The following is a 21,232-nucleotide window of genomic DNA, read 5'->3' on the forward strand; positions in this document are numbered from 1 at the left end:
GCACAAATGAATTATTTTGTCAATAAAATAATCTACACAATTACTAGTATCTAACATCAAATTCAATAATATTTATTTAAAAAACCAATGATAACATTATTTATTTTTTCTAAATAATCTTCTGAAGGGAAATGGCCCATATTAAATGATTGAAAAATAGTCAAATTTGGTATGACTTGTTCAGCTCTTTTTTTGATTTTCTTTTCTGGAAAGAAAATATCCTTTTCTCCAGCGATAATTAATGTAGGTGAAATGTAATTTTCTAATTCTTTTCTACCTGTTAGTTTTGGCATCTCTTGTTCTAATTTTACGTAACGAAAAATATCTCCAATAATTTGCCGATCAAACTCTTTCATGCAATTAGCAGACATTCTATCAGCTATTTTCTCAAGATATATGGCTGACGAAGAATTTTTAAACAGTAGCAAAGGGATTAAGATATGTTGAATCATCTCCATTTTGGAGCCAACTTTTAATCCAGCTGGGGAAACAAGCGTTGCACATTCAATCCTATCTGGCATATAAGCAGCGAGCCTTAAAATGATACCCGCTCCATACGATGGTCCTAAGAAAGCACATTTCTTAACATTAAAATAATCCATCAATTCAACTATCCATTGCCCAAAGCTAAAATCCTTAGCTGAAATTCTCTTTTGCTCACTATATCCTGGGTGACCAATCGTGTCAGGCGCATATATTCTATATTTTTTTATTAACGGCTTAAACCAGGATAATGTCATCGGATTAATGCAATTCCCACCTTGAAAAATAAACAAAGGCTTTCCTTCTTTCGGACCCGCCATAAGTACATGTGTTTTGCCGATCGATGTATCCACAAAAGCTCTTTCAACTTCAAAATCAAAAGAATTTAAATATTGCTCATAATGATTTAAAATTTCCAATCTACCTTTTTCACTAGTATAAATTAAATGCTTCATTAAATCCCTCCTGCATTAATTTTACAGGATTTAGCTAATTTTCATAACACTTTCTTTAAAATGTGTACTCTTCACCATCTTCCGGTACAAAAACTTGTGCAGCAATCCCCTTTTCATTTATAAAGCTTTTTAAATCTGTTCTTGATAATGTCCAATGATTGACCGCTTCCATATGACTAACGATAATTTTTGCATTTGGAGCAGTTTTGTATACTTCATAAATATCATCTTTTCCCATTATGAGAGAGCCTCCCTCTAAAAATTGATTGTCTCCCCCATTAACGACAATAATTTCTGGATGATTTTTTAGGAGCACTTCTTGCACTCCGTCATACCATACAGTATCGCCAGCGATATATAATTTTTTCTCATTTGGATGGTTAAAGACAACACCACACACTTGACCAGTTAATTTTAAAATTTCTCCCCTGCCATGTTGACCTTTTGTTTTAATTAATTGAATACCTTCAAAAACGGTATTTTCTTGTAAAACTTCGACATTGAAAAAGCCAGATTTTTTAACTTCATTGGCATCCTCTTCATTTTGAACAAACATTTTAAGATCTTTCGGTAGTACTTCTTTAGCGACTCCGTCAAAATGATCTAAATGTAAATGAGTTACGATTACAGCATCGACATGAATGAGTTTGTCAATGGATGTTGGTAATTCAACTAATGGGTTATTTTGATCCTGTCTTAAAGAGTTTGGATAAGGAGGATACACACCTTCGTTTGCCAAAAGTGGATCAATTAAAAACTTTTTCCCCGCATATTCGATTACTAAAGTGGCATTGCGGATTTGTTGAATTTTCATATTTATAACTCCTTTTCTTTAAATTACATTTAGTTTATACTATGTCCAAATAGTAATTACATAGCTAAAATCAAGTCTTTTAGTGATTTGACTTGAAAAATGAAAGGAGTTACTACATGTTAGATAGTACGGATTTACGTATACTAGATGAGCTTTCCAAGAACAGTCGTATTACGATGAAGGAATTGGGTGAGAAGGTTCATTTGACAGGGCAAGCGGCGTCATCGAGGGTGGCAAGGCTTGAAGATAATGGGGTTATCGAGAGCTATACAATCGATGTGAATCATATAAAATTAGGTATCAATGTCCATGCATTTATTAATATTTATACAAAAAGTCCGTACCATGAACCTTTTCTGTCATTTATAAAAACGCAGCAGCAATATATTGTTAATAACTTCAAAATCAGTGGAGATAGTTGTTATCTGCTTGAATGTAGATTCCCATCAAACGAAGTATTAGATCAGTTTTTAGTCGATTTAAATAAGCATGCAAACTATAAATTGTCAATTGTCATTAGTAAATAGTGAAATGCCAGGCTCTCTCCATGGATTGCCTGGTATTTTTCATTTGTTTTCAATTTTCCACTTTTACATAAACGCTACCGAATAACTTCCCATCAATATAGGCATCCAGCTTCCACATACCACCAATTGGGAAAGTCATATTAGTTGGAGCATGGTTATCCGCGCCACTGTTCGGTCCAAGTAACTTAGCATTTGAAACCAATTCCACTTCTTTACCTGTCAATTGGTGAGTTCCCTTGACGCGAAGGAAGTCTCCTGATTTAACGCTCTCTCCCCAAAAATGCCAGCCATATTTTCCTATTTGACTAGCCGCTATTTTTTCTTCTTTATTATGCGTAAATCCTAATAATTGCGGTTCACCAATGAAGCTTAAATTTTCAAATGTAAAATACTCGCTTTCTTGCCACTCATTTTCTTTTGCTAGAACTTCTCCACCAAGACTCAAACTATTATCATGTAGCACTATGTCGTTGGATTCTTTATGTGAGCAATCTACTAATAGCAATCCACAAATTGTGACGAAACCCATAATCCTTTTCACGTTTATTTCCCCCTTTTATTGTGTAACGATTATTTAACATTTTTTGTTACAAAATTTATCATTGTCATTTCCGTTATATTCTAAGTGTAATTGCACAATCTAAAGTGTAACTAAACAATAACGGAGGTAATAGTAATGAAAAAATTCTTATATATCGGCGCAATGGCAGCATTCCTACTAACTGCTTGTTCTTCTCATGACGAAGCTCCCGCTAGCGAACAAGCAGAAGCAAAAGAAAAAACCGTCAATGCTGAGACAAAAGAAAATCTTGAGAAAAGTTTTCTATATGAATCGGAAGATCAGTTTACAAAGTGATTGAGAAGACAGATAACTAATTAAGGTTATCTGTTCTTTATTATGTACTTTCCATCACAGAAATCTTTTCGTTTAAAAACTTAAACGTTTTGGAGACTTCTAAAATCAGTCTTATCATATGGAATTTGATCAATCATATGCGTATCTTATGCTTATGTTTCATGGCTATTGTTAACTTCATAACTGTAATAATGCTACATTAACTGCCCAGCTTTGGTGTTCGTGGAATAAGCAATCAATTGCTTGCATTGGTGCCATCCATTTTAGAAAGCGGTCAACTTCAGTTGGTTTACTTATTTGTCTACCCTTATCGCATAAATAAAAATAGCCTTCGCTTAGGTAATACTTATATTCATTTGTAGAATAAAAATATCTCTGTGCACACCCTATAAAATGACCTATCTCAATATCCATTCCCATTTCTTCAAGGGCTTCTCTTTTTAAACACTCTTCGTGAGTCTCATTTTTTTCTATTCCACCACCAGGGAGGAAAAAGTTGCCATCATTTGTTTGAATAATCGCTATTTTTTCTTTCTGACTATTGAACATTAAACAATAAACAGCAGGTCTCCATATGTAGTCCTTGCCTTCTTTTTTCTCACCGAATGTGATAATATCCATAATTAATCCTCCCCTGATTCTTATTCGAACATTCCTTATTAAACTAAGTTGCTTCGATAGTTAAAGAAAAAAATCCTGCAAAAACAGGATTTTAAGCAAACTTTATTTCTTTAATTAAAAAACTGCTCCCCATTATTAAATGGAGGTGCAGCTCAATATGAATGTTCTTATTTCACCATCAATTCACGCTTAAATTGCTTTGATTTTTTTCTTTTTAACAACAAATGATATTGATGTCCCTTGATTTAGTTTACTTGTGATGCGAAGTCCTTCACCGTAATGTTGTTTTAAGCGAAGATCTGTATTTAGCAATCCAATTCCAGTAGAAGTTTTCGATTTTCTTTCAAGTAAACGTTCCATTGTAGCCTCATCCATTCCATTACCATCATCCGACACAGTAATCTCAATGTATGTGTCGTAATCTACAATGCGAATATGAATATTCCCGCCATTTTCACGAGGCAAAATACCATGTTTTAAAGCATTTTCAATTAATGGTTGGATGGTCAGTGATGGGATCATGACGTCTGTAGAAACTTCCAAATCCCATGTTGCATTGATCCGCTCTCCAAAACGTTCCTTATGAATATATAAATAGGATCGAACAAGATTTAACTCATCCTCAATTGGAACAAGCTCATCAATATTTTGGAACTTAAATGATTCCCTTAAAAAATCACTAAGTGCTTCAAGTAACTTACTAGTACGTTCAATATCAATTTCACTTAATGTGATAATGGCATTTAATGTATTGAAAAGAAAATGCGGCTGTATTTGTGCCTGAAGCCAAGCTGCCTCCATTCGAAGCCTTTCTTGTGCGGATTGTTTAACATCGGTTAGTGCTTTTACTCTTGATCTTAGCTCTAAAGCGTCCACAGGCTTCGTGACGTAATCATTAGCACCAGATAAAAATCCATTATTAATGTCTTGAGTCTGACTTCTTGCCGTAAGAAGTAACACCGGAAGCTCTGTTATTGAAAATTGCTGACGAATTGCACGTACTAATTCGTAGCCAGACATATTTGGCATCATCACGTCTGAAATGACCAAATCCCACTCTTGTGACATTAATATTTCAAGAGCTTTGCTACCACTTGTAACCGTTACTAAGTCGTATTTTTCTATTGAAAGTATTGTTTCGATAACTCTTAAGTTCACTGGATCATCATCGACGACCAAAACTCTAGGTCGATTTGCTTCAATGATTGAATGGTTTTTAGTTTGATCATCGAATGGATTTGGATTTGTAGAAGTCTCTACTGTAGATTCTTCCATCGCACTTGATAGTAGAGCATCATTTTCTGTAGCATTTTGCTCATCAGGGAAGTTTGATATTGGTAAGGTGAAAGTAAATTCAGACCCTTTCCCTACAATTGAATTTGCTTGTAATGTTCCCCCATGCAGTTCAACTAATCGTTTACTAATACTAAGCCCTAACCCAAATCCGCCTTCAATCATTGCCTTACTAAGGGTACCCTGCTCATAAGGTTCAAATATACGTTGAATGGTGTCCTCATCAATACCAATACCAGTATCTAAAATAACAATTTCCGCCATGTCATTTTTCACATGACCTGATATTGTCACTTCGCCTTCATTCGTGTATTTCACTGCATTATGAAGTAAATTGAAAACAATTTGAATAACCCTATTTTCATCGGCAACTACTTTCGGAAAATTTTCAGGGATTTGATTAATTAACTGAATCTGCTTTCCTTCCTTCATAACATAGAGCATATCTAACACACCCGATACAATTGGGTGAATCGAAAATGTTTTAAGGTTTAGTTTGGGATTATTTTCTTTTAAGCTCATAACATCTAGTAAATCATTTAACATTAGTGACATACGCCATCCGACAGATAGCACCGTTTCTAAATCCTTGACACTTTTGTCACTGAGCACACGATCTTCTCTTTCCAAAACAGCTTTAGAAATGTTAAGGATCCCATGAAGAGGATTTCGTAATTCATGAGACGTATTGGCAAGAAATTCATCCTTTAACTTATTTGTTTTTTGGAGCTTAATAGCAAGTTCTTTTGTATCCGAATGGACTTTAGCATATCCTTTAAACCATAAAATCGCCAAACAAGCTACTGTTATAATAATATCAAATGGATACATAATTACTTTGATTCCAAAAATAAGAAGAAGTCCATCCCAAATAAGATTATTACCAAATGCTAAAATGGCAAGAAGTAAAAAAATATTACTTTTAATCTCTTTAATAGATTCTCGCATTACTGTTAGGATCGTAATAACGATCGGGATTCCTAAAATCATAATGTAAATGCCTTGATTGATTACTACATAGCGAGTAGACAGCACGATTGTCAACAATGATGCTATACCACAGAAAATACTAAACAAATGAATATATTTTCTCACATGTTGAGGTAACCAATGTTTAATGCATTGAAGCATTGAAAAGCCTATGCCGACCATAGAAAGATGAACTAATTTAAAGGCCCCGTCGTAACTAATCGGAAACCAATAAGATAATAATTTGTCATCGCTTCCTAATAGGAAATAAACCATACTACTAATCGATAACAGTGAAAAGTAAAGTAATCTTCTTTCTTCCATGTTTCCAACAAAAAATAAAATAATGGAATAGATAGCATGTAGTAAAAAAACAACAGCTACTAGTTGTTGCATATTTATCGACAATTGAGTTTCACGAGCTACTATATCTTCTTTCCCAAATTTAATGGAGCGAACAATTCCACCGTTGCGAGGGTCCTTAAAGTTTGAAGCCTGAACAATAATGTCGATTTCTTTGTGACCGTTCGCTTCAAAAGAAGCAGTATACGGAACATTCTTGGCAACGGTTTTTTCTGCACTTTCCCCTATTTGGCCTGATTTTGCCAACCGCCTACCATTTACATATATTTCTGAGGAACTTCGAATACTTGGAACTCGAATACTGTAAGTTATATTGTCTTCTGGATTAACGAGTAATTTTAAGCGATAAGTACCGTAACCATAAGGTGTCATCTCTCCCTCTTGTAAAGATGAACTCCACCCTTTAGGAACCTGTATGTATTTAGCATGATCCTTCTTGGATGCTAAATGCTGTTCTTCACTAACCAACCAATTATAAGGATAAAATTCCCACTCTCCATCAAGTGTAACAGCATGACTGTCATTAAAATTCCAATTTCTTAAATCCATTTGACCTTTTACAGCATGTGGTTGATCTGTATTATTAAATACTTGCAGCCATAAAATTCGTGAGCCTGTTAGCAAGATAATAAACAAGCTAATGATGAGAGCAATTTTTCTCTTTTTCATTAAAAATAATTGTCAAAAGGTAGTTTGTGATTTTCTGTTATAACACAAGCTCCCTTAGGCAAAACCTCACCTCCTACGATATATTATCCTATCAGAGTTACCATTACTTTTAAATCTATTTTTTAAACTAAAATCCAAATTTTACAATGTATTAATATTGACCTTTTATATAACAGAAAGAAGGTCTTTTTGATATCGGGTATTTGGGCACCCGCTGAAAGCAATTAAATGATTCTAGGCTGCACAACATGCTTGAATGTAACAGCTTTCACTGTCATGCAGAGTGCCATCCAAATCAAATAAAATTGTTTATCCATATTTCAAATTACAATAGCTTTAACTGTTTCAGAGCATATTCTGTTGTCATTGTAATGTTTTCAGGTATTTCGTCTATTGAGAACCAATGTACTTTCTCTAAAGCATGCGGCTCTCTATTTCGTACTTCCCCATTCGTAATACGAGCAGCGAAAGTAGGTGCAACATAATGAATATTTTCTGTTTGAATAATATGGTTGGTCACACATACTAGTCCTGTTATGTCGATGTCCACTCCAAGCTCTTCTTTAATTTCTCGTATAATCGCGTTTTCTATTGTTTCCATATAGTCAACCTTGCCACCAGGTAAACTCCAACAACCTGCTTCAGGTGCTTTTTTACGTAAAACAAGTAAAATTTCATTAGCTTTATTTTGGATAACTGCCCCCACGCCAACCTTTGGTAATTTTCCTTTTTCCATTACTCTTTTCCTCCTCTATTAAAATTAACCTCTATCAAAAGCTATTAGCGAATAGTTATTTTATATTATTTCTCCCTAATTTTGGGTCACTTTTTTTTACAAATGTCTTTTTATCTTAATTGCAAATTTATTTATTAAACTTAGATGATTACCTTCTCTCCTTTTTACAACGTTAATTATTATAGATTGTAGAAAGAAAGAAGGAAAATAATATGAGCTATTCAGGTAATGGTTACGGCACAGGGTCAGCTTTTGCCCTAAATGTAGTACTATTTATTCTTTTAATTATTGTCGGTGCTACTTTCATTAAATACTAAAAATCCCACTACCAACTTCTCTATTGCTCATATTTCACTTGAGAAATACTAACTTACCCCTATACCTTCTATTACTAAGGGTCACTTTCCTCCGGTGAGCCTTTTTATTTTTCCTTTTATAAATTTGTACGACTAACAACAAAACCATGTTGATTTTGTTTATTGAAACGGGTAAAACACTCAATTCACTTGGTTTAGAAATATAACCCCTTACCAACTGGCTGAACAGTTTCTAGTACAGTATCAACCATTTTTTCATTAACTAGGGTCCTTATGATCCAAGCTACTAAATCTTGCGCAGCATAACACCCTGCAGCAGTCGAAATATTTCCTTCGTTGACGAAACTTTGTTAAATTACATTTACATCAAATTCTTTAAGCTGCTCTACTACAGATGGATATGTTGTAGCTTTTTTACCAGTTAATAAATGTTTTGCTCCTAGTAGTAACGCACCTGAACACATAGAGCCTATTAATTGTCTTTCTGGATCTATATGAATTTTATTAAGATATTCTTGATTTTTATATAAATCTTGAACACCCTTTCCGCTTGCAAATATTACAGCGTCAGCAGATGGGATATCAGCTAGGTTACCTGTCATCGGTATTCGTAAGCCCGACATCGATTCATGTGTTTCTTCTGTCCCCAATAGTTGGACATCCCAATCTGAAATACTACCAACTAACCGTACACGATTTAATAAATCCCATGGTAAAAAAACATCTATATCTGTGAAATTATCGAAACAAACAATTGCAATTTTCATTTCCTTACCCCCATTGTTTTAATCTCTTAGCATTTCTATTATAACAATACGGAGGAATAATATGGGTATTTAACAATGAGAATCTCTTTTATTTCATCGTTTTAACGATAAAAACCAAGACAGTAATTAAACAATCTTGGTCTTGGCCTTTTATGATGTTTTTTACTTAATTAAAGAAAAAATATTAGTATCATACGGAACACCATTTTGGTGCATATAATTTTTTAATATCCCTTCTTTTTCAAAGCCTAACTTTGTTAATAGCTTGTTTGAAGCTTCATTTTCAGTAAAAACAATCGCTCCAATACGCATTAAATCCATCTCTTGAAAGCCAAATGTTACTACTCTATTAACAGCTTCCTTTGCATACCCTTTTCCCCAGCTCTCAGGAAAAAGTGCATAGCTGATGTCAGCTCTTTTATGCTCAGTGGACCACTCTTGAAAACCAATCGTACCGATAATACCTTCTTGTCCTTTTAATGCAATTCCCCATTTAATACCACGTTTTTCATCATAATTCTTTGAAAAATTTTTAATTATTTGTTTAACCTGCTCTAAACTTGTTAATGGATTCTGCCCATAATGGCGTAAAACATCAGCATTTGAAAAGCAATTTAAAACATCTTGAGCGTCATGTTCAGTAAGTTCTCTCAACACTAATCGTTCAGTATCTAAAATAGGAAACATCTTCTTCACTCCATTTCCAAATAATTCATATGTTAAATTCTATCTTAAAAGAGTTAGCGTTGCATTACTATTTTTTAAATATTCGGTCGCTGAAGCTTCACTATTCTTTCTTTAAAATAAAATTTCTTAGATTTTGCAATTCTTAAGAAATCATTAATTTTATAGATCTTTATTATTTTTAGATATAGAAAAAGACCTGGTACTCATCCATAAAGTGAGCTCGGGTCCTTTGTTTAGACGGTATATTTGAATTGCAATGGTCTTTTCTCAAATTGTCATCATCAACTTACAGTGCTGAATAAATTTATCGATAAATCAGGATAAAACCCTCTTCATAAGGTAATTGGCCCTGAATTCTTAACTCTGTACAACATAATATAAAGATAAAAAGGAAGTATCATGTGTTTTTGGTTGAAATATTAATTTGCTATCACATTGTTTCAACTAGATAGCACCGTATTCTCTGTTTTATCATAGTATGCTAGTACGCCCCTGAAGGCACCTCTTAATTCAGCGGATGTTCGGACACCCGTTGAAAGAAGTTAAAGGTTATGGCGCAATGCCATAGCTTTTTTTATCAATCATACTACCTTTTCTTTCTATCTACTCAGAAAGGAGGAAATTGTTTTGAGTTATTCAGGTTATGGAACAGGCACGAATTTTGCCTTTGCTATTGTTTTATTCGTTCTTTTGATTATTGCCGGTCTTGGCTTGTTCTATTTATTAAGAACTTTAGTATGGAGCGGTGTGTAGTATTGCCTAATATTCCAAAAGTTAATAGAGGCTATTTTTGCCTTCATTCTAGGACTTGCGTGTATGAATATTACCATAACGGAAGTCCTTTTTTATGTTTCCATATACTATTATTTACTCTTAAACCTGGAAGTCGATGGTCAAAATATTTCAACCCCTTAATTCCTTTACATCCATTTTATTTAACAATCCGTCTCTTTTATTTCAAGATATCCCACTTAATTATGCCTCGGCATATTTGCTTCCGGAATCGGAAAGAAGTCAAATATTTAATTTCATTTTTCTACTAACGCTTTTCATTTCAAAATGTTCATAAAAATCAATCGCTTTCGTATTAAATTCCCAAACATTTAACTCGACTGAATCAACTTTCTTGTCTTTAGCCCAAGTCATACAAGCATTAAATAACATTTTTCCTATCCCTTTTCTTTGTATGTTTGCTTTTACACCAAAATCGTGGATTCCTTTGAACAAGAGACTCGAAAGGTGGAGAAGATTCAACACTTATGACTGCGAAACCCAATACAAATTCATCTTCCTTCGCAATTAGAATATCACTCTCTTCGTTGACAATTAATTCTTTATAATAGGATACGGGCATTACAGACTCAACACTTTTAAAAATCGTTGGTTCCTTCATTACGTGCTCTTCATGCCCTTCTTTTACAATCTCATTCACTGCGAAATAATCTTCCTCCGTTGCAATATAAACCTCAATTGTCATCATTTAAACCTCCTCATTTCAATATACTTTATAAAAATTAGGGGATTTCTCCCTTTTATAGACAAACCAAAGATTGTGGTGTTATCCTAGTTTTGCATCTCCTTTCAAGTACCTTATTATTTATGAATAAAGTGTTCAAAAGAATATTACTATTTGGAGGTAGAATTATGAATCCTATATTAAATCAAGTCGGAACAATTTTTATTCCTGTGAGTAATATTGAAAAATCAGGTAATTGGTATTGTGACATATTAGGGTTACTAGCAGATGGTGAGATATTATTTGGTCATTTATATATAGTACCTATGAATGGCACGGGAATTGTATTAGATAGCAAGATTTATTCAGCGGAAAATATATTCAAAACCCCGCCTTTTCATTTTAATACTACCAATATCGATCAAGCATATGAGTATATGAAGAGTAAAAATGTCGAATTAACAACAGAAATTGAGCATCACCAGTGGTTTAATTTCAAAGATCCTGATGGGAATCATTTAATGGTTTGCAAACGTTAAATTATCAATTATACCTCGGCATAATTGCGTAGGGATATAATAAATAGGTTTTTGAAATATTAATTTGTAGGAAGTCTCGGAATCGATAAGGCAGCACAAAGCCGAATCCGGACTTTTCGTGTGGATATGCTTAAACTTATTCCACCTTAATTCTTATAAAAAATAATCAATTTATCTTTCCAATTATTATTTTCCTATACATTCCATTTAGCATTATAGGTGTATTTTCTTCTACTACTATATTTTCAGGTGATAATTCTTCAAAGCTCCGACCAATATCTGTTCCTAATATGCTTACAATGGGTCTTAGCAACATTTTAGGTAAGGACAGTTTTTGGTTTTTAGGGACAAATTTATCAAAAACGATTATTTTCCCTTCTTGCTTTAAAACCCTTGTCATCTCTTGAAAACATTTAGTTGCATCGGGTACTACCGAAAGGATTAAACTCGCTACGACATAGTCAAACGATTCATTTTCAAATTCCATATTTTGAGCATCCATTTCCAAGAATTTAATTGTGGAATTTCCAAGCTTTGCTCTTGCTTTTCCTAGCATATCAGGTGAAAAATCAATAGCCGTTATATTTAGGTTAGCGTGATGTATTAACTCTAAATCAGCTCCTGTTCCTACACCGACAAACAGGATCTTTTGTTGATTATTGAATGGTATGGATTGAAATATTTGTTTTCGAGCATTCAAAAAAATTCCTGAATTAAAGAACTTGTCGTAAATTGGAGAACCAATCTTATATATAAATTTATTCCAAGAATTATTCAAACCTCTTCACTCCCACTTAAATATTAAATCCCCCTCTTACTCAATAATACATCACACCATTTTCCTTTTGTATAAAATTACCTATTAATATTTAAAAAACCGAATACTCATTATCAATAAAATATTGAGTACCGGTCATTTGTTTATATTGTTGTCAAAAACATTAATTTAATCTACACACCACCTAATGATAAGTCCCGCGTGTGTAAGGCCTCCACCAAACCCATAGATTAATAAAGTATCCCCATTATTTAATTTCCCTTCGTTTATGCCTAACTGTAAGGCCAACGGAATAGAAACGGATGATGTATTTCCCATATATTCAACACTAGTTAATGTTTTCTCTAGGCTAATACCTGATTTTTCACAAATGGATTCTATCATTCTTAAATTCGCACTATGAGGCACAAACCAATCTATTTCATGTAGTTGCATTTGTGCTTGCTGTAGTAATTTCTCTATACCTATAGGAAGTGTACGCGATGCCCATTTATATACCTCTCGTCCATTCTGCACTATTTTTCCTGACGTATTCAAGGGCGAACCGTGCATAGTAGTTGATAAATTTGTTAAGTATAAATGCTTACCTCCATCTCCATTTGTACCGATATGACTAGCGATAAAGCTTGGCATTTCTTCATCCTTTTCTATTAAAACTGCTGCAGCTCCATCTCCAAATAAGATACATGTCGTTCGATCTGTATAGTCCGTCACTTTAGATAAAGCTTCTGTCGTTATAAATAAAATTTTACGATGGAGGCCTGATGTAATTAACCCGTTCGCTACATGTAATCCATATGTAAATCCAGCACAAGCAGCGTGAAGGTCTAATGCACCTACATCTTTCATTTGAAAGTGTTCTTGGATTTGGCAAGCTACACTTGGAAAAGCATAATCAGGTGTAGTTGTTGCAACGAGAATTAAATCTATATCTGAAAGATCCTTTTGATATTGTTCAACCAAATTCTCTATAGCTTTAAAGGCTAATGTAGACGCAAATTCATTCTCACTTGTTATTCTTCGCTCCTTCATGCCTGTTCTTTGTACAATCCAAGCATCGTTCGTCTCTACTATCTTTTCTAAATCATCATTTGTTAGTCTATTTTCGGGAACATAGGTACCTATTGCTGTTATTCTTGCTTTTGATTGAATGTTAATCATTCAACAACTCACTCCTTTTTCATATTCAAGTACTATTACTTAACAATACAAAATTAAGGTATTTCAAAACTTTGTAATTCCTTTAATATGTATTAATTTTCTTCATAAGAAATAACTTAGACAAAATAAATTATATCACCTTGTTTTAGTAACTGGTACTAATTATACGGAAAATAAAAAATATATTCAACTTTAACACCAAAATAAAAGGCATCAAGAAATTTTATATAAGGGTATTGAAGCAAACATACCAATTAACGCTATGAGTTAAGCACCTTCTATAACATATCAACAGGAAATGATTGATAAATGGAGATAGAAGTTTTAAAAGTACCAATGGATAACAATAGGATTCTTAATACGCTTCCTATTCGAAACGGGTATACGTATTGGAGAAGCTCGGACCATTTGTAATCTCAATGTTAAATAATATGGTAAACGGTGTTGAATACTTCCATTCCAACGAATTTTCTATAATGGCACTTCCCTCATACCAAGATATAAATGTTGAAAAAGCTAAAATAAAACTTCCAATTTTAAGTTGCTATATATACTTAAACAACTTTTCCCTCCTTATAAATCCTATTTTTTCGGTTTTTAATTAGAATAGCTTTCTTTTACAAATCCGCACCTTTAGGGAAAGAGGGGGACTGATTGATACCAGTACCACCCTATTCATATTAAAAATTCACTTTAAATCCATTAACCATAATGGATTTAATTTGGTCGAGCTTTAATGGTTCCTCTGACAGTAACTTCAGTTTCACTTGATTTTCATCAGAGAAGGAAACTAAACTTTTTAATTCCTTATGACTTCCGTCTTTCTTAACAATTGTAGCCGTTAATTCTTCCGTTTCTGTCGCATCGCCTTCCCCTATAATCGTTAAACCAAGTGGAGAAACCTTCAGCTCTTTCGCTTTCCAGTCACCAAAGTCCATAGCAAATGGCACCGACTGCCCTCTCATCTCTTCGAGTTTGAAGGTTGCTTCCCAATCTCCCTCTACATATTGACCAGCTGTATAAATCTTTGCCTGCAACTCATACTCAGCTACATTGATATCCTTCACATTAAATATATTTTCCTCATAATTATACGCATAAATTGGTTTTCCTTGTGCATCTCTCCCGTAGGAATAATTCTCTGTAGGAAGAATCTTCTGCCCAGCTGGATTCACTAAATAAAATTCTCCGTGTTCAATCGCATTATTGGCTGGCCACTCTGTTTGCACATATAGTTTGTCATTATGAAGTCCTATATTTTTAATTCGCATTCTGTCGTATAGTGGTGTTTGAATATTCAACTTACCTGCTGGTAGTACATATACACCTCCTTCACGGGACTCTCCACCACTCCCACGAATTGTATCATCCGGCAAAATTTCAGTTTGTTGTTTTTCTACATCTTGTAAATCCTGTGGGAATGTTACATCCTCTAACACTGATTTATCACTTAAAAAAGAACGGATTTTCAACTTAAAGTTATCGGTGCTACTCCCATTAAATGACATAAATCGAACTAAGGCTGTTTTCGTTGTAGCATCAAAACCAATTCTTTCAACAGTAAAAGACCGCCCTTTTGACATGAAATAATCATAAATATCCAATGTTTCATCAATACGGTTTCCTTCAAGATCCTGCATTGTCACATACACGACAGCCATATCTTCATCCTGCATGGCTGAAACAATTTCCATTTTTATTCCATCTTGTTCAACAATACTTTCTATTGGTTCAAGTAATGCCGCTATATCAGGGCTAATATGCCACAGTAAATTTTTCACATTGTCATTCATTGCAGCACCAACCGTAATAGAGCTAGCTAAAAATACGGTAGCCACTGATGGAATGAGCCATGTTTTCTTCCTTTTTTTCTTTACTTGGCTAACGCCCATTCTCGCTCTTATGTGTAAATCTTTCGGCAATGGAATCGACTCCACTGATTCTTTTAACTTATCCATAAAAATCTGCCTCCTCTACTTGAACACGTAATTTTTTCAATGCACGATACAGGATTGACTTTACTGTTCCTAATGGGATTTGGAGCGTGTCAGCAATTTCTTGAAAAGTATAGCCCTCGTAATATTTCAGTATTACAATCCCTTTTTCATCGCTTGTCAATTCCTCTAATATCTGCCTTAGCAAGACTTTAACGGTAGGGTCAACCTGTTCAAACTGTATATTGTCTATGTATTCATTTTGTACAGGCACAATCTTTTCTAGCTTTTTCAAACGATTCAGTGAACTACTAATGGCAATCTTAATAAGCCATGTTTTAATGTAAGCAGGTTCTTTTAAGCTTTCAATTTTATCGAACGCTTTATAAGCAGTTTCTTGTACAATATCTAAAGCCTCCTCTTCATTCTTCAAATAAATAAATGCCATTCGATATATATCTGCTTCATACATCTGAAAAAGTTTTAAAAAGGCTTTTTCATTTCCTTTTTGAGCTTTTTTAATTAAACGAATAATGTAACTCACTCCCTTCTATACATTAGACAATTTAGTTCATGATTTAGCTTAAATAATTTACATTTTCTCGCAAAAAAAGTAGGAAGAATATTCTCCCTACGATTTCATTTATATTAATCCAATTAATTTTTAATAAAATCTTATTACGAAGTACTGCCTCTATTCTCTAATACGGTACAGTAAAAGGAATATAAGTAATCCATTTAGATTAGTAAAAACTCATTTCTGCTTATACCGTTAGCACAAGAAGCGACCGCTCTAATTTGAACAATCGCACCTCGTTAGTGGAATAAGAAACTTAGGATAAAAGGTGATAACAATAATAATAGTGCAATTGAAATCAGCCATTTTGTCAATGTTTTTGAGAGTTTGTCTTTTACATCTTCTTTATACCATCCACCAGATTGCAGTTTATTTCGATATAAAGATTATCATCATAATTCCATAAGTATTCGAATATTTCATCCCTAATTTTTGGTAGATATAAACAATAATCTTGCCTGAAATCAAATAAAAGATTATGAGTAAAAAAACATTCTTATGAACTCCAATAGTACCCTCATTACATTCACTCTCCAAGCTTTTATTTAATATTTATTTTACCACATATATCCACATTGTTATTTAACTATCACAAGATAAAACAACAATCGTTAACAGAATCATAAAAAATAGACCAAACATATTATATATATAAAATATGCTTGATCTATTTATTTACATACGTTTGAAGGTTGTCACCCTAAGATAAGAGCTTCTTGATACCTTTTTTAACACAGCTTTTCTTATCCACGACCAGCTTGGAATTCAGGATATAAGGTCATTCCACCATCCGCAAATAGAGTAATCCCTGTTACATAGCTAGCCTGTGATGAAGCAAGCCACACCGCGACTGCGGCAATTTCTTCTGGTTTGCCGATATACCCCATCGGAACCATACTTTCCACATCTGCACGTTTTGCTGGATCTGCAAATTTTTCAGCATTTATAGGCGTATTAATTGCTCCAGGTCCGATGTTATTAACACGAATTCCCTTAGGAGCATATTCTAACGCTAAAGTTTCAGTCATTAATTTAATGCCCCCTTTACTAGCGGCATAATGCACGAACAAAGGCCAAGGAATTTTCTCATGAACACTGGACATATTGATGACAGTACCTTTAATATCGTTCTCCACGAAGTATTTAATCGCTTCTCGACTACCTAAAAACGCACCCGTTAAATTTGTATTGATGACTCTATTCCAATCACTTAACGGCATTTCATGAGAAGCTACTGGATTTTCTATACCTGCATTATTTATCATGACATCGAGAGTCCCAAACTCTTTTACAGCGGTCTTAATGAGATTTATAACATCCTCTTCAACTGTAACATCACCTTGTACAGCAATGGCCTCCCCACCGGCTTTTTTAACCTCTTCAACGACAGCATTTACATCCGCTTCATTTGAACGGTAATTAATAACTACCTTCGCTTTTTCTGAAGCGAAACGAATGCCCATTGCTTTACCTAGTCCCGTTGCAGCACCTGTAATCACTACAACTTTTCCTTCTAAATCTGGATACATACAAGGCCCTCCTTTTTATCTTTTCGCAATCCCTAACATAATTCCAGCAGCAACGATAAAAACAATTCCAATGATAATTGCAATGAATTGCTTTTTTGTTTTTTTCTCTCCTAATATAAAAATTCCGCCTAAAGTAGCGATGACGATCCCCATTTGGGAAAGAGAAAAACTTGTTGCGACTCCTACACGTGGCTGAGAAATAAATAAAAACATGTTTCCGGCAGCCCAGATTAAACCTGGGATAATATTACGAAATGCATATTTGTTAAATGGTTTATGCTTGAATGTTAATAAAACTCCACCTATTACCATCCCAATTGCTTGTGGTAATAAAGCAGACCATCCACTTACATTAAATAAGCGTACTACCACCACATATACTAAGTATCCAAAGGTTGAAATAAGTAAAATTAAAATTCCTTTTTTCAAATTGCTTCCGTGTTCTTCTTTTTTCTCTTCTGGATTTGGAAGAGATGTTAGAATGATACCAGCAATGATACTAATAAGTGCAAGAATCCCTAATATAACCGACATCTTTGTGGACCATTCATGAAACACAATGACTCCAAATAATGTTGTCGATACTAATTGTAGCCCTGTCGAAATGGGCATTGTTTTGGAAACACCTATTAAATCAATACTTTTCAATTGGTTTACTTGTCCTAATGCCCAAAAAAGACCTGATACAATTCCGACTCCAATCACTATAGGCGATAACTCAGGCTTTACGAAGAAATAAACACCTATAGAGAAAATAAGTGCACCAAATGTTGTCCCAAGTACTTGACTATAGGGTCCACCACCGAGTTTAACGTTAAATAATACAATACTTCCCCAAAAGAGAGCTGGTAATAATGCTAGGATGATGTCCATTTCTTTAAACTTTTCACCTCTCTAAATACTTATTTGATTCTGATAATTTTCAGTCGATATAAAACACCCATAATACTTTTTTATGATGCACTAAGAGAAACTTTTTATACACTTAATTTGAATCACTAATTTGTTATGTAAAACTTTCATTTTCGTAACGCAAAATAACCAAGACGGCAATTATGCTATCTTGGTTCTCAATATTTTCAAACATTTATTGCATTGGATTTTTTAACATTTATAATTTTTATTCATTACTAAGGCAATCAACTCTACAATAGTAGTTATCCCATCATAATATAAATTAAGCTATTATTTAGCTTACACCGCCTTGAATTGTTACTGAGGGTCACTTCTATATGGTGGCCCTTTTTTATTTCTCAAATTATTTTTCGGGTTTCTAATTACAAAAGAACTTTTTGTTGGATAAATACCTCCACTATTTTCTATAAAAGTACATATTATAGATGTAGAAAGGAGGAATTCTTTATGGGATGCTTCGGAAACTATGGCAATTACAACAATTGTTGCTACGGAGGTTATAGCTATGGAGGTGGCAATAACGGTTCAACATTTGTTCTAATTGTTGTTCTGTTCATTCTTTTAATTATTGTCGGCGCTACTTTCATAAATTAATCTTCATAAGTAAAATTCTTTGGAGCTATTTGAAAATAATAAACTGGGTGGAAATATTTTGCCTTACACCAGTTCATTTAAGGTCACTTCCACAGAGTGACCTTTTTTAAGTAATTAGATAATACGCAGCCCTTTAGAATATGACTTTGCCGCATAATCCAACCTGTTTTAAAAAAACTAGTACCAACAATTATTCATTCTTTACATCCTATAGTTTTTATCCATAAGTATTGTCGGCACTAGCTTCATGCTATCCATAAATATTACTCAATACCACTTTTTGATGCTCATTTATAGGAAAAGATTAAAAGTTAAGGATCACTTTCCTCCGATGATCCTTTCTCAATTGTAAATTTATTTAGTCACCTTTTTTACTCTTTTGTAGGTAGTGCACGCTATTTGTACCTAGCTAAAATAAGACCGACTCTTTCTTTTTTATAGGTATATTAGTAATAGCGTGGGTTCGTATGTTGGTGATGGTGGTGGTGGTGCGGATGGCGATGATGTGTTGGATATGTTGTATGTGTTGGGTAGTAATGCATCGGGTAGTAATGATGGGTTGGATAGTGGTGAGTCGGATAATAATGGGTTGGAGCAGTTACCGGGTAATATGGATGTCTCCCACCATGTTGTCCTCCATAAGCATCATGCCCGTAATCGTATCGCATAATTTTTCCTCCTTTCGATTTCGATATAGGTTATGCTATAAAAGGATGAACAGTCTACGCAAATGCCTATACGCTAGTCAAATGCCTCCTCTTCACACCCTACAAACAAAAGAACAATTACCATTCCAACTAATTATTCAACTTTAATTACGTATAAATTGAGCTGGTTTTTTATCTAGTTATCTTCTGTATTCTGAAAATGGACTTGTAGAGTTAATAAAAGAAAAAAGTTACAGCTCGCTTTAGTCGACACATGAATAGACACCTTAATTTTTAGGGTCAAGCAATAAATAGGTTGTTTATATAACAATCCAATAGCCGCAATTCAAACTACTTTCACAGTGATTCCTCTAGCACGAGTTAATGTTTAGATTAGTACCAACCCTCTTAGCTCGTTTCAGCAACAACAGAACCCATTTATAGATTTATTTCCCATACCTTCTAAATTACCACCTAATCTATGTTATAATTTAAATGTACATAGAAGTATAAATTAATAAAAACCACTAATAAGGAGCGATATACATGGTAGATAAAAAATGTAAAAAATGTGGGAATACTCAATTTACAGAAGCTACAGACTATATGCCTATTAAACCAAGTAAAGATTCATTTAGGGGCGCAAACAAGATTTATACATTTTGCTTAGATTGCGGTGAAGTTGATTCAATCCGTATAGAAAATACAACTATTTTTAAAAAAATTAATGGTACTGACCAACTTATGAAAAAGTAGGCTATCCTATATTTTAACTAAATACGCTATTTAATATTGGCTGTTTTCTCAAAGATTGTTGCTGTTAAAACAAAAAGGCAGATTTAATCTACAAAACGTGTAGATTAAATCTGCCTTTTTGTATTGATGAATCGAAAAATTAAACTAAAGCACCCTAGTTGAAGATGGTTTAACTCTCTTCAACGTTTATAACTAGTTCCCCAAATAATTTATCATTAAAATATATTTCTAATTTCCATAATCCACTTGTAGGGAACACCATATTCGATGGGATATGGGAATCTGCACCGTTATTAGGGCTAATGGAAGTATTGGAATATCGCCATACTGTATCATTGCCAGATACCAACACGGGATGTTCTTTCCCTTCTTTGTCAGTTCCAACTACTTTAAAATCACCACTGATACTATCTTTGTCTCCCCAAAAATGCCACATATACTTATTTGTTTTATTAGCGATAATTGGGACTTCTACTGCCTCACCTTTTTTACCCGATCCAACTAAAAAACCAACTTTCCCTTCTTCACCAATCAATAAATACTCACCTTCTGTCCCATCACCAAAAGTAACGGGCAATGAAAAAGTAGAACTTACCTCACGAGTTTCTTTCTTATCAATATTGTTACAACCGACAAGTGTCATTAAGAATAGCACTGAAATCAACATAATCATTTTGTTCCTCATATTGCTCCCCCTCGTATATTAGTAGTAAGAGCTCTTTCCGATAGAATTTCCAGTTGATCCGGACAACTGGGGAATCTGTTGGATTTCCTATAGGAGATAGTCGC

25 protein-coding genes and 1 pseudogene are annotated in these 21,232 nt (G+C 33.9%); 7 read left to right on the top strand and 19 right to left on the bottom strand.

Annotated features, from left to right (window positions below):
* Nucleotides 1-62: 62 nt before the first annotated feature.
* Complete coding sequence (locus ABH966_RS21845; protein ID WP_370082101.1) at nt 63-938, bottom strand: alpha/beta fold hydrolase; 876 nt, start codon at nt 936-938, stop codon at nt 63-65.
* A 55-nt stretch (nt 939-993) separates the two neighbouring features.
* A complete protein-coding gene (locus tag ABH966_RS21850; RefSeq protein ID WP_370082103.1) occupies nt 994-1,752 on the bottom strand; it encodes an MBL fold metallo-hydrolase in 759 nt (252 codons plus the stop codon).
* Nucleotides 1,753-1,868: 116 nt separating this feature from the next.
* Here ABH966_RS21850 and ABH966_RS21855 point away from each other — a divergent pair, with 116 nt between their 5' ends.
* The gene (locus ABH966_RS21855) at nt 1,869-2,279 is read left to right on the top strand and encodes an Lrp/AsnC family transcriptional regulator (RefSeq protein WP_370082105.1); all 411 of its coding nucleotides are present in this window, start codon (nt 1,869-1,871) and stop codon (nt 2,277-2,279) included.
* Between the two features lie 49 nt (nt 2,280-2,328).
* On the opposite strand, the gene ABH966_RS21860 is transcribed toward ABH966_RS21855, so the two are convergent.
* The gene (locus tag ABH966_RS21860) at nt 2,329-2,820 is read right to left on the bottom strand and encodes a hypothetical protein (protein ID WP_370082107.1); all 492 of its coding nucleotides are present in this window, start codon (nt 2,818-2,820) and stop codon (nt 2,329-2,331) included.
* Nucleotides 2,821-2,955: 135 nt separating this feature from the next.
* On the opposite strand from ABH966_RS21860, the gene ABH966_RS21865 reads away from it, so the two are divergent.
* On the top strand, nt 2,956-3,135 hold the full coding sequence (locus tag ABH966_RS21865) for a hypothetical protein (protein WP_370082109.1): 180 nt from the start codon (nt 2,956-2,958) through the stop codon (nt 3,133-3,135).
* Between the two features lie 177 nt (nt 3,136-3,312).
* Here the strand turns inward: ABH966_RS21865 and ABH966_RS21870 are convergent, their stop codons facing one another.
* From ABH966_RS21870 to ABH966_RS21880, 3 genes are all read right to left on the bottom strand, one after another.
* Nucleotides 3,313-3,756, bottom strand: coding sequence for an NUDIX hydrolase (locus tag ABH966_RS21870; protein WP_370082111.1), 444 nt, complete (start codon nt 3,754-3,756; stop codon nt 3,313-3,315).
* A gap of 189 nt (nt 3,757-3,945) precedes the next feature.
* Nucleotides 3,946-7,050 carry a hybrid sensor histidine kinase/response regulator gene (locus tag ABH966_RS21875; RefSeq protein WP_370082113.1) on the bottom strand — a complete coding sequence of 1,035 codons (3,105 nt, stop codon included), beginning with the start codon at nt 7,048-7,050 and terminating at the stop codon, nt 3,946-3,948.
* A gap of 325 nt (nt 7,051-7,375) precedes the next feature.
* Entirely contained in the window at nt 7,376-7,786 is a 411-nt protein-coding gene (locus ABH966_RS21880) for an NUDIX domain-containing protein (protein ID WP_370082115.1), read from the bottom strand.
* A 212-nt stretch (nt 7,787-7,998) separates the two neighbouring features.
* Between ABH966_RS21880 and ABH966_RS21885 the strand changes: the two genes are divergently transcribed.
* Complete coding sequence (locus ABH966_RS21885) at nt 7,999-8,103, top strand: YjcZ family sporulation protein (protein ID WP_370082117.1); 105 nt, start codon at nt 7,999-8,001, stop codon at nt 8,101-8,103.
* Nucleotides 8,104-8,297: 194 nt separating this feature from the next.
* Here the strand turns inward: ABH966_RS21885 and ABH966_RS21890 are convergent.
* Nucleotides 8,298-8,870: pseudogene (locus ABH966_RS21890) on the bottom strand (DJ-1/PfpI family protein).
* Nucleotides 8,871-9,032: 162 nt separating this feature from the next.
* Nucleotides 9,033-9,557 (bottom strand): GNAT family N-acetyltransferase, encoded by a 525-nt coding sequence (locus ABH966_RS21895; RefSeq protein WP_370082119.1) that lies wholly within the window; start codon nt 9,555-9,557, stop codon nt 9,033-9,035.
* A 627-nt stretch (nt 9,558-10,184) separates the two neighbouring features.
* On the opposite strand from ABH966_RS21895, the gene yjcZ reads away from it, so the two are divergent.
* Nucleotides 10,185-10,310, top strand: a complete 126-nt coding sequence (gene yjcZ / locus ABH966_RS21900) for a sporulation protein YjcZ (protein ID WP_370082121.1) — start codon at nt 10,185-10,187, stop codon at nt 10,308-10,310.
* 261 nt (nt 10,311-10,571) lie between these two features.
* On the opposite strand, the gene ABH966_RS21905 is transcribed toward yjcZ, so the two are convergent.
* Both ABH966_RS21905 and ABH966_RS21910 read right to left on the bottom strand, forming a co-directional pair.
* Nucleotides 10,572-10,721, bottom strand: coding sequence for a GNAT family N-acetyltransferase (locus ABH966_RS21905; RefSeq protein WP_370082123.1), 150 nt, complete (start codon nt 10,719-10,721; stop codon nt 10,572-10,574).
* The gene (locus ABH966_RS21910; protein ID WP_370082125.1) at nt 10,711-11,034 is read right to left on the bottom strand and encodes a hypothetical protein; all 324 of its coding nucleotides are present in this window, start codon (nt 11,032-11,034) and stop codon (nt 10,711-10,713) included. Before ABH966_RS21910 ends, ABH966_RS21905 begins: the two co-directional genes overlap by 11 nt.
* A 167-nt stretch (nt 11,035-11,201) precedes the next feature.
* On the opposite strand from ABH966_RS21910, the gene ABH966_RS21915 reads away from it, so the two are divergent.
* On the top strand, nt 11,202-11,552 hold the full coding sequence (locus ABH966_RS21915; RefSeq protein ID WP_370082127.1) for a VOC family protein: 351 nt from the start codon (nt 11,202-11,204) through the stop codon (nt 11,550-11,552).
* Between the two features lie 166 nt (nt 11,553-11,718).
* On the opposite strand, the gene ABH966_RS21920 is transcribed toward ABH966_RS21915, so the two are convergent.
* The 7 genes from ABH966_RS21920 to ABH966_RS21950 all read right to left on the bottom strand — a co-directional run bounded on the left by ABH966_RS21920 (nt 11,719) and on the right by ABH966_RS21950 (nt 18,404).
* On the bottom strand, nt 11,719-12,330 hold the full coding sequence (locus tag ABH966_RS21920; protein WP_370082129.1) for a class I SAM-dependent methyltransferase: 612 nt from the start codon (nt 12,328-12,330) through the stop codon (nt 11,719-11,721).
* Nucleotides 12,331-12,498: 168 nt separating this feature from the next.
* A complete protein-coding gene (locus tag ABH966_RS21925) occupies nt 12,499-13,482 on the bottom strand; it encodes a ketoacyl-ACP synthase III (protein ID WP_370082149.1) in 984 nt (327 codons plus the stop codon).
* A gap of 376 nt (nt 13,483-13,858) precedes the next feature.
* Complete coding sequence (locus ABH966_RS21930) at nt 13,859-14,026, bottom strand: DUF4306 domain-containing protein (RefSeq protein ID WP_370082151.1); 168 nt, start codon at nt 14,024-14,026, stop codon at nt 13,859-13,861.
* 145 nt (nt 14,027-14,171) lie between these two features.
* Nucleotides 14,172-15,449 carry a hypothetical protein gene (locus ABH966_RS21935; protein ID WP_370082131.1) on the bottom strand — a complete coding sequence of 426 codons (1,278 nt, stop codon included), beginning with the start codon at nt 15,447-15,449 and terminating at the stop codon, nt 14,172-14,174.
* Nucleotides 15,442-15,960: an RNA polymerase sigma factor gene (locus tag ABH966_RS21940; RefSeq protein ID WP_370082153.1), complete on the bottom strand. Its 519-nt coding sequence runs from the start codon at nt 15,958-15,960 to the stop codon at nt 15,442-15,444. Before ABH966_RS21940 ends, ABH966_RS21935 begins: the two co-directional genes overlap by 8 nt.
* Nucleotides 15,961-16,745: 785 nt before the next feature.
* Nucleotides 16,746-17,531, bottom strand: a complete 786-nt coding sequence (gene gdh, locus ABH966_RS21945; RefSeq protein ID WP_370082133.1) for a glucose 1-dehydrogenase — start codon at nt 17,529-17,531, stop codon at nt 16,746-16,748.
* A gap of 15 nt (nt 17,532-17,546) precedes the next feature.
* Nucleotides 17,547-18,404 (bottom strand): GRP family sugar transporter, encoded by an 858-nt coding sequence (locus tag ABH966_RS21950; protein WP_370082135.1) that lies wholly within the window; start codon nt 18,402-18,404, stop codon nt 17,547-17,549.
* Nucleotides 18,405-18,893: 489 nt separating this feature from the next.
* Between ABH966_RS21950 and ABH966_RS21955 the strand changes: the two genes are divergently transcribed.
* Nucleotides 18,894-19,040: a YjcZ family sporulation protein gene (locus ABH966_RS21955; RefSeq protein WP_370082137.1), complete on the top strand. Its 147-nt coding sequence runs from the start codon at nt 18,894-18,896 to the stop codon at nt 19,038-19,040.
* Nucleotides 19,041-19,486: 446 nt separating this feature from the next.
* Here ABH966_RS21955 and ABH966_RS21960 read toward each other — a convergent pair whose 3' ends face one another.
* Nucleotides 19,487-19,708, bottom strand: a complete 222-nt coding sequence (locus tag ABH966_RS21960) for a hypothetical protein (RefSeq protein ID WP_370082139.1) — start codon at nt 19,706-19,708, stop codon at nt 19,487-19,489.
* A 525-nt stretch (nt 19,709-20,233) separates the two neighbouring features.
* Here ABH966_RS21960 and ABH966_RS21965 point away from each other — a divergent pair.
* Entirely contained in the window at nt 20,234-20,443 is a 210-nt protein-coding gene (locus ABH966_RS21965) for a hypothetical protein (RefSeq protein ID WP_370082141.1), read from the top strand.
* A 169-nt stretch (nt 20,444-20,612) separates the two neighbouring features.
* Here the strand turns inward: ABH966_RS21965 and ABH966_RS21970 are convergent, their stop codons facing one another.
* Nucleotides 20,613-21,128, bottom strand: a complete 516-nt coding sequence (locus ABH966_RS21970) for a DUF4871 domain-containing protein (protein ID WP_370082143.1) — start codon at nt 21,126-21,128, stop codon at nt 20,613-20,615.
* Nucleotides 21,129-21,232: the final 104 nt, after the last annotated feature.

Origin of the sequence: Lysinibacillus sp. RC46 (genome assembly GCF_041262385.1) — a bacterium.
Taxonomy (GTDB): domain Bacteria; phylum Bacillota; class Bacilli; order Bacillales_A; family Planococcaceae; genus Lysinibacillus.

Coding starts and splice junctions, on each gene's coding strand:
- ABH966_RS21845 (WP_370082101.1), bottom strand. CDS start 938: ATGAAGCATTTAATTTATACTAGTGAAAAAGGTAGATTGGAAATTTTA.
- ABH966_RS21850 (WP_370082103.1), bottom strand. CDS start 1,752: ATGAAAATTCAACAAATCCGCAATGCCACTTTAGTAATCGAATATGCG.
- ABH966_RS21855 (WP_370082105.1), top strand. CDS start 1,869: ATGTTAGATAGTACGGATTTACGTATACTAGATGAGCTTTCCAAGAAC.
- ABH966_RS21865 (WP_370082109.1), top strand. CDS start 2,956: ATGAAAAAATTCTTATATATCGGCGCAATGGCAGCATTCCTACTAACT.
- ABH966_RS21870 (WP_370082111.1), bottom strand. CDS start 3,756: ATGGATATTATCACATTCGGTGAGAAAAAAGAAGGCAAGGACTACATA.
- ABH966_RS21875 (WP_370082113.1), bottom strand. CDS start 7,050: ATGAAAAAGAGAAAAATTGCTCTCATCATTAGCTTGTTTATTATCTTG.
- ABH966_RS21880 (WP_370082115.1), bottom strand. CDS start 7,786: ATGGAAAAAGGAAAATTACCAAAGGTTGGCGTGGGGGCAGTTATCCAA.
- ABH966_RS21885 (WP_370082117.1), top strand. CDS start 7,999: ATGAGCTATTCAGGTAATGGTTACGGCACAGGGTCAGCTTTTGCCCTA.
- ABH966_RS21895 (WP_370082119.1), bottom strand. CDS start 9,557: ATGTTTCCTATTTTAGATACTGAACGATTAGTGTTGAGAGAACTTACT.
- ABH966_RS21905 (WP_370082123.1), bottom strand. CDS start 10,721: ATGTTATTTAATGCTTGTATGACTTGGGCTAAAGACAAGAAAGTTGAT.
- ABH966_RS21910 (WP_370082125.1), bottom strand. CDS start 11,034: ATGACAATTGAGGTTTATATTGCAACGGAGGAAGATTATTTCGCAGTG.
- ABH966_RS21915 (WP_370082127.1), top strand. CDS start 11,202: ATGAATCCTATATTAAATCAAGTCGGAACAATTTTTATTCCTGTGAGT.
- ABH966_RS21935 (WP_370082131.1), bottom strand. CDS start 15,449: ATGGATAAGTTAAAAGAATCAGTGGAGTCGATTCCATTGCCGAAAGAT.
- gdh (WP_370082133.1), bottom strand. CDS start 17,531: ATGTATCCAGATTTAGAAGGAAAAGTTGTAGTGATTACAGGTGCTGCA.
- ABH966_RS21950 (WP_370082135.1), bottom strand. CDS start 18,404: ATGGACATCATCCTAGCATTATTACCAGCTCTCTTTTGGGGAAGTATT.
- ABH966_RS21955 (WP_370082137.1), top strand. CDS start 18,894: ATGGGATGCTTCGGAAACTATGGCAATTACAACAATTGTTGCTACGGA.
- ABH966_RS21960 (WP_370082139.1), bottom strand. CDS start 19,708: ATGCGATACGATTACGGGCATGATGCTTATGGAGGACAACATGGTGGG.
- ABH966_RS21965 (WP_370082141.1), top strand. CDS start 20,234: ATGGTAGATAAAAAATGTAAAAAATGTGGGAATACTCAATTTACAGAA.
- ABH966_RS21970 (WP_370082143.1), bottom strand. CDS start 21,128: ATGAGGAACAAAATGATTATGTTGATTTCAGTGCTATTCTTAATGACA.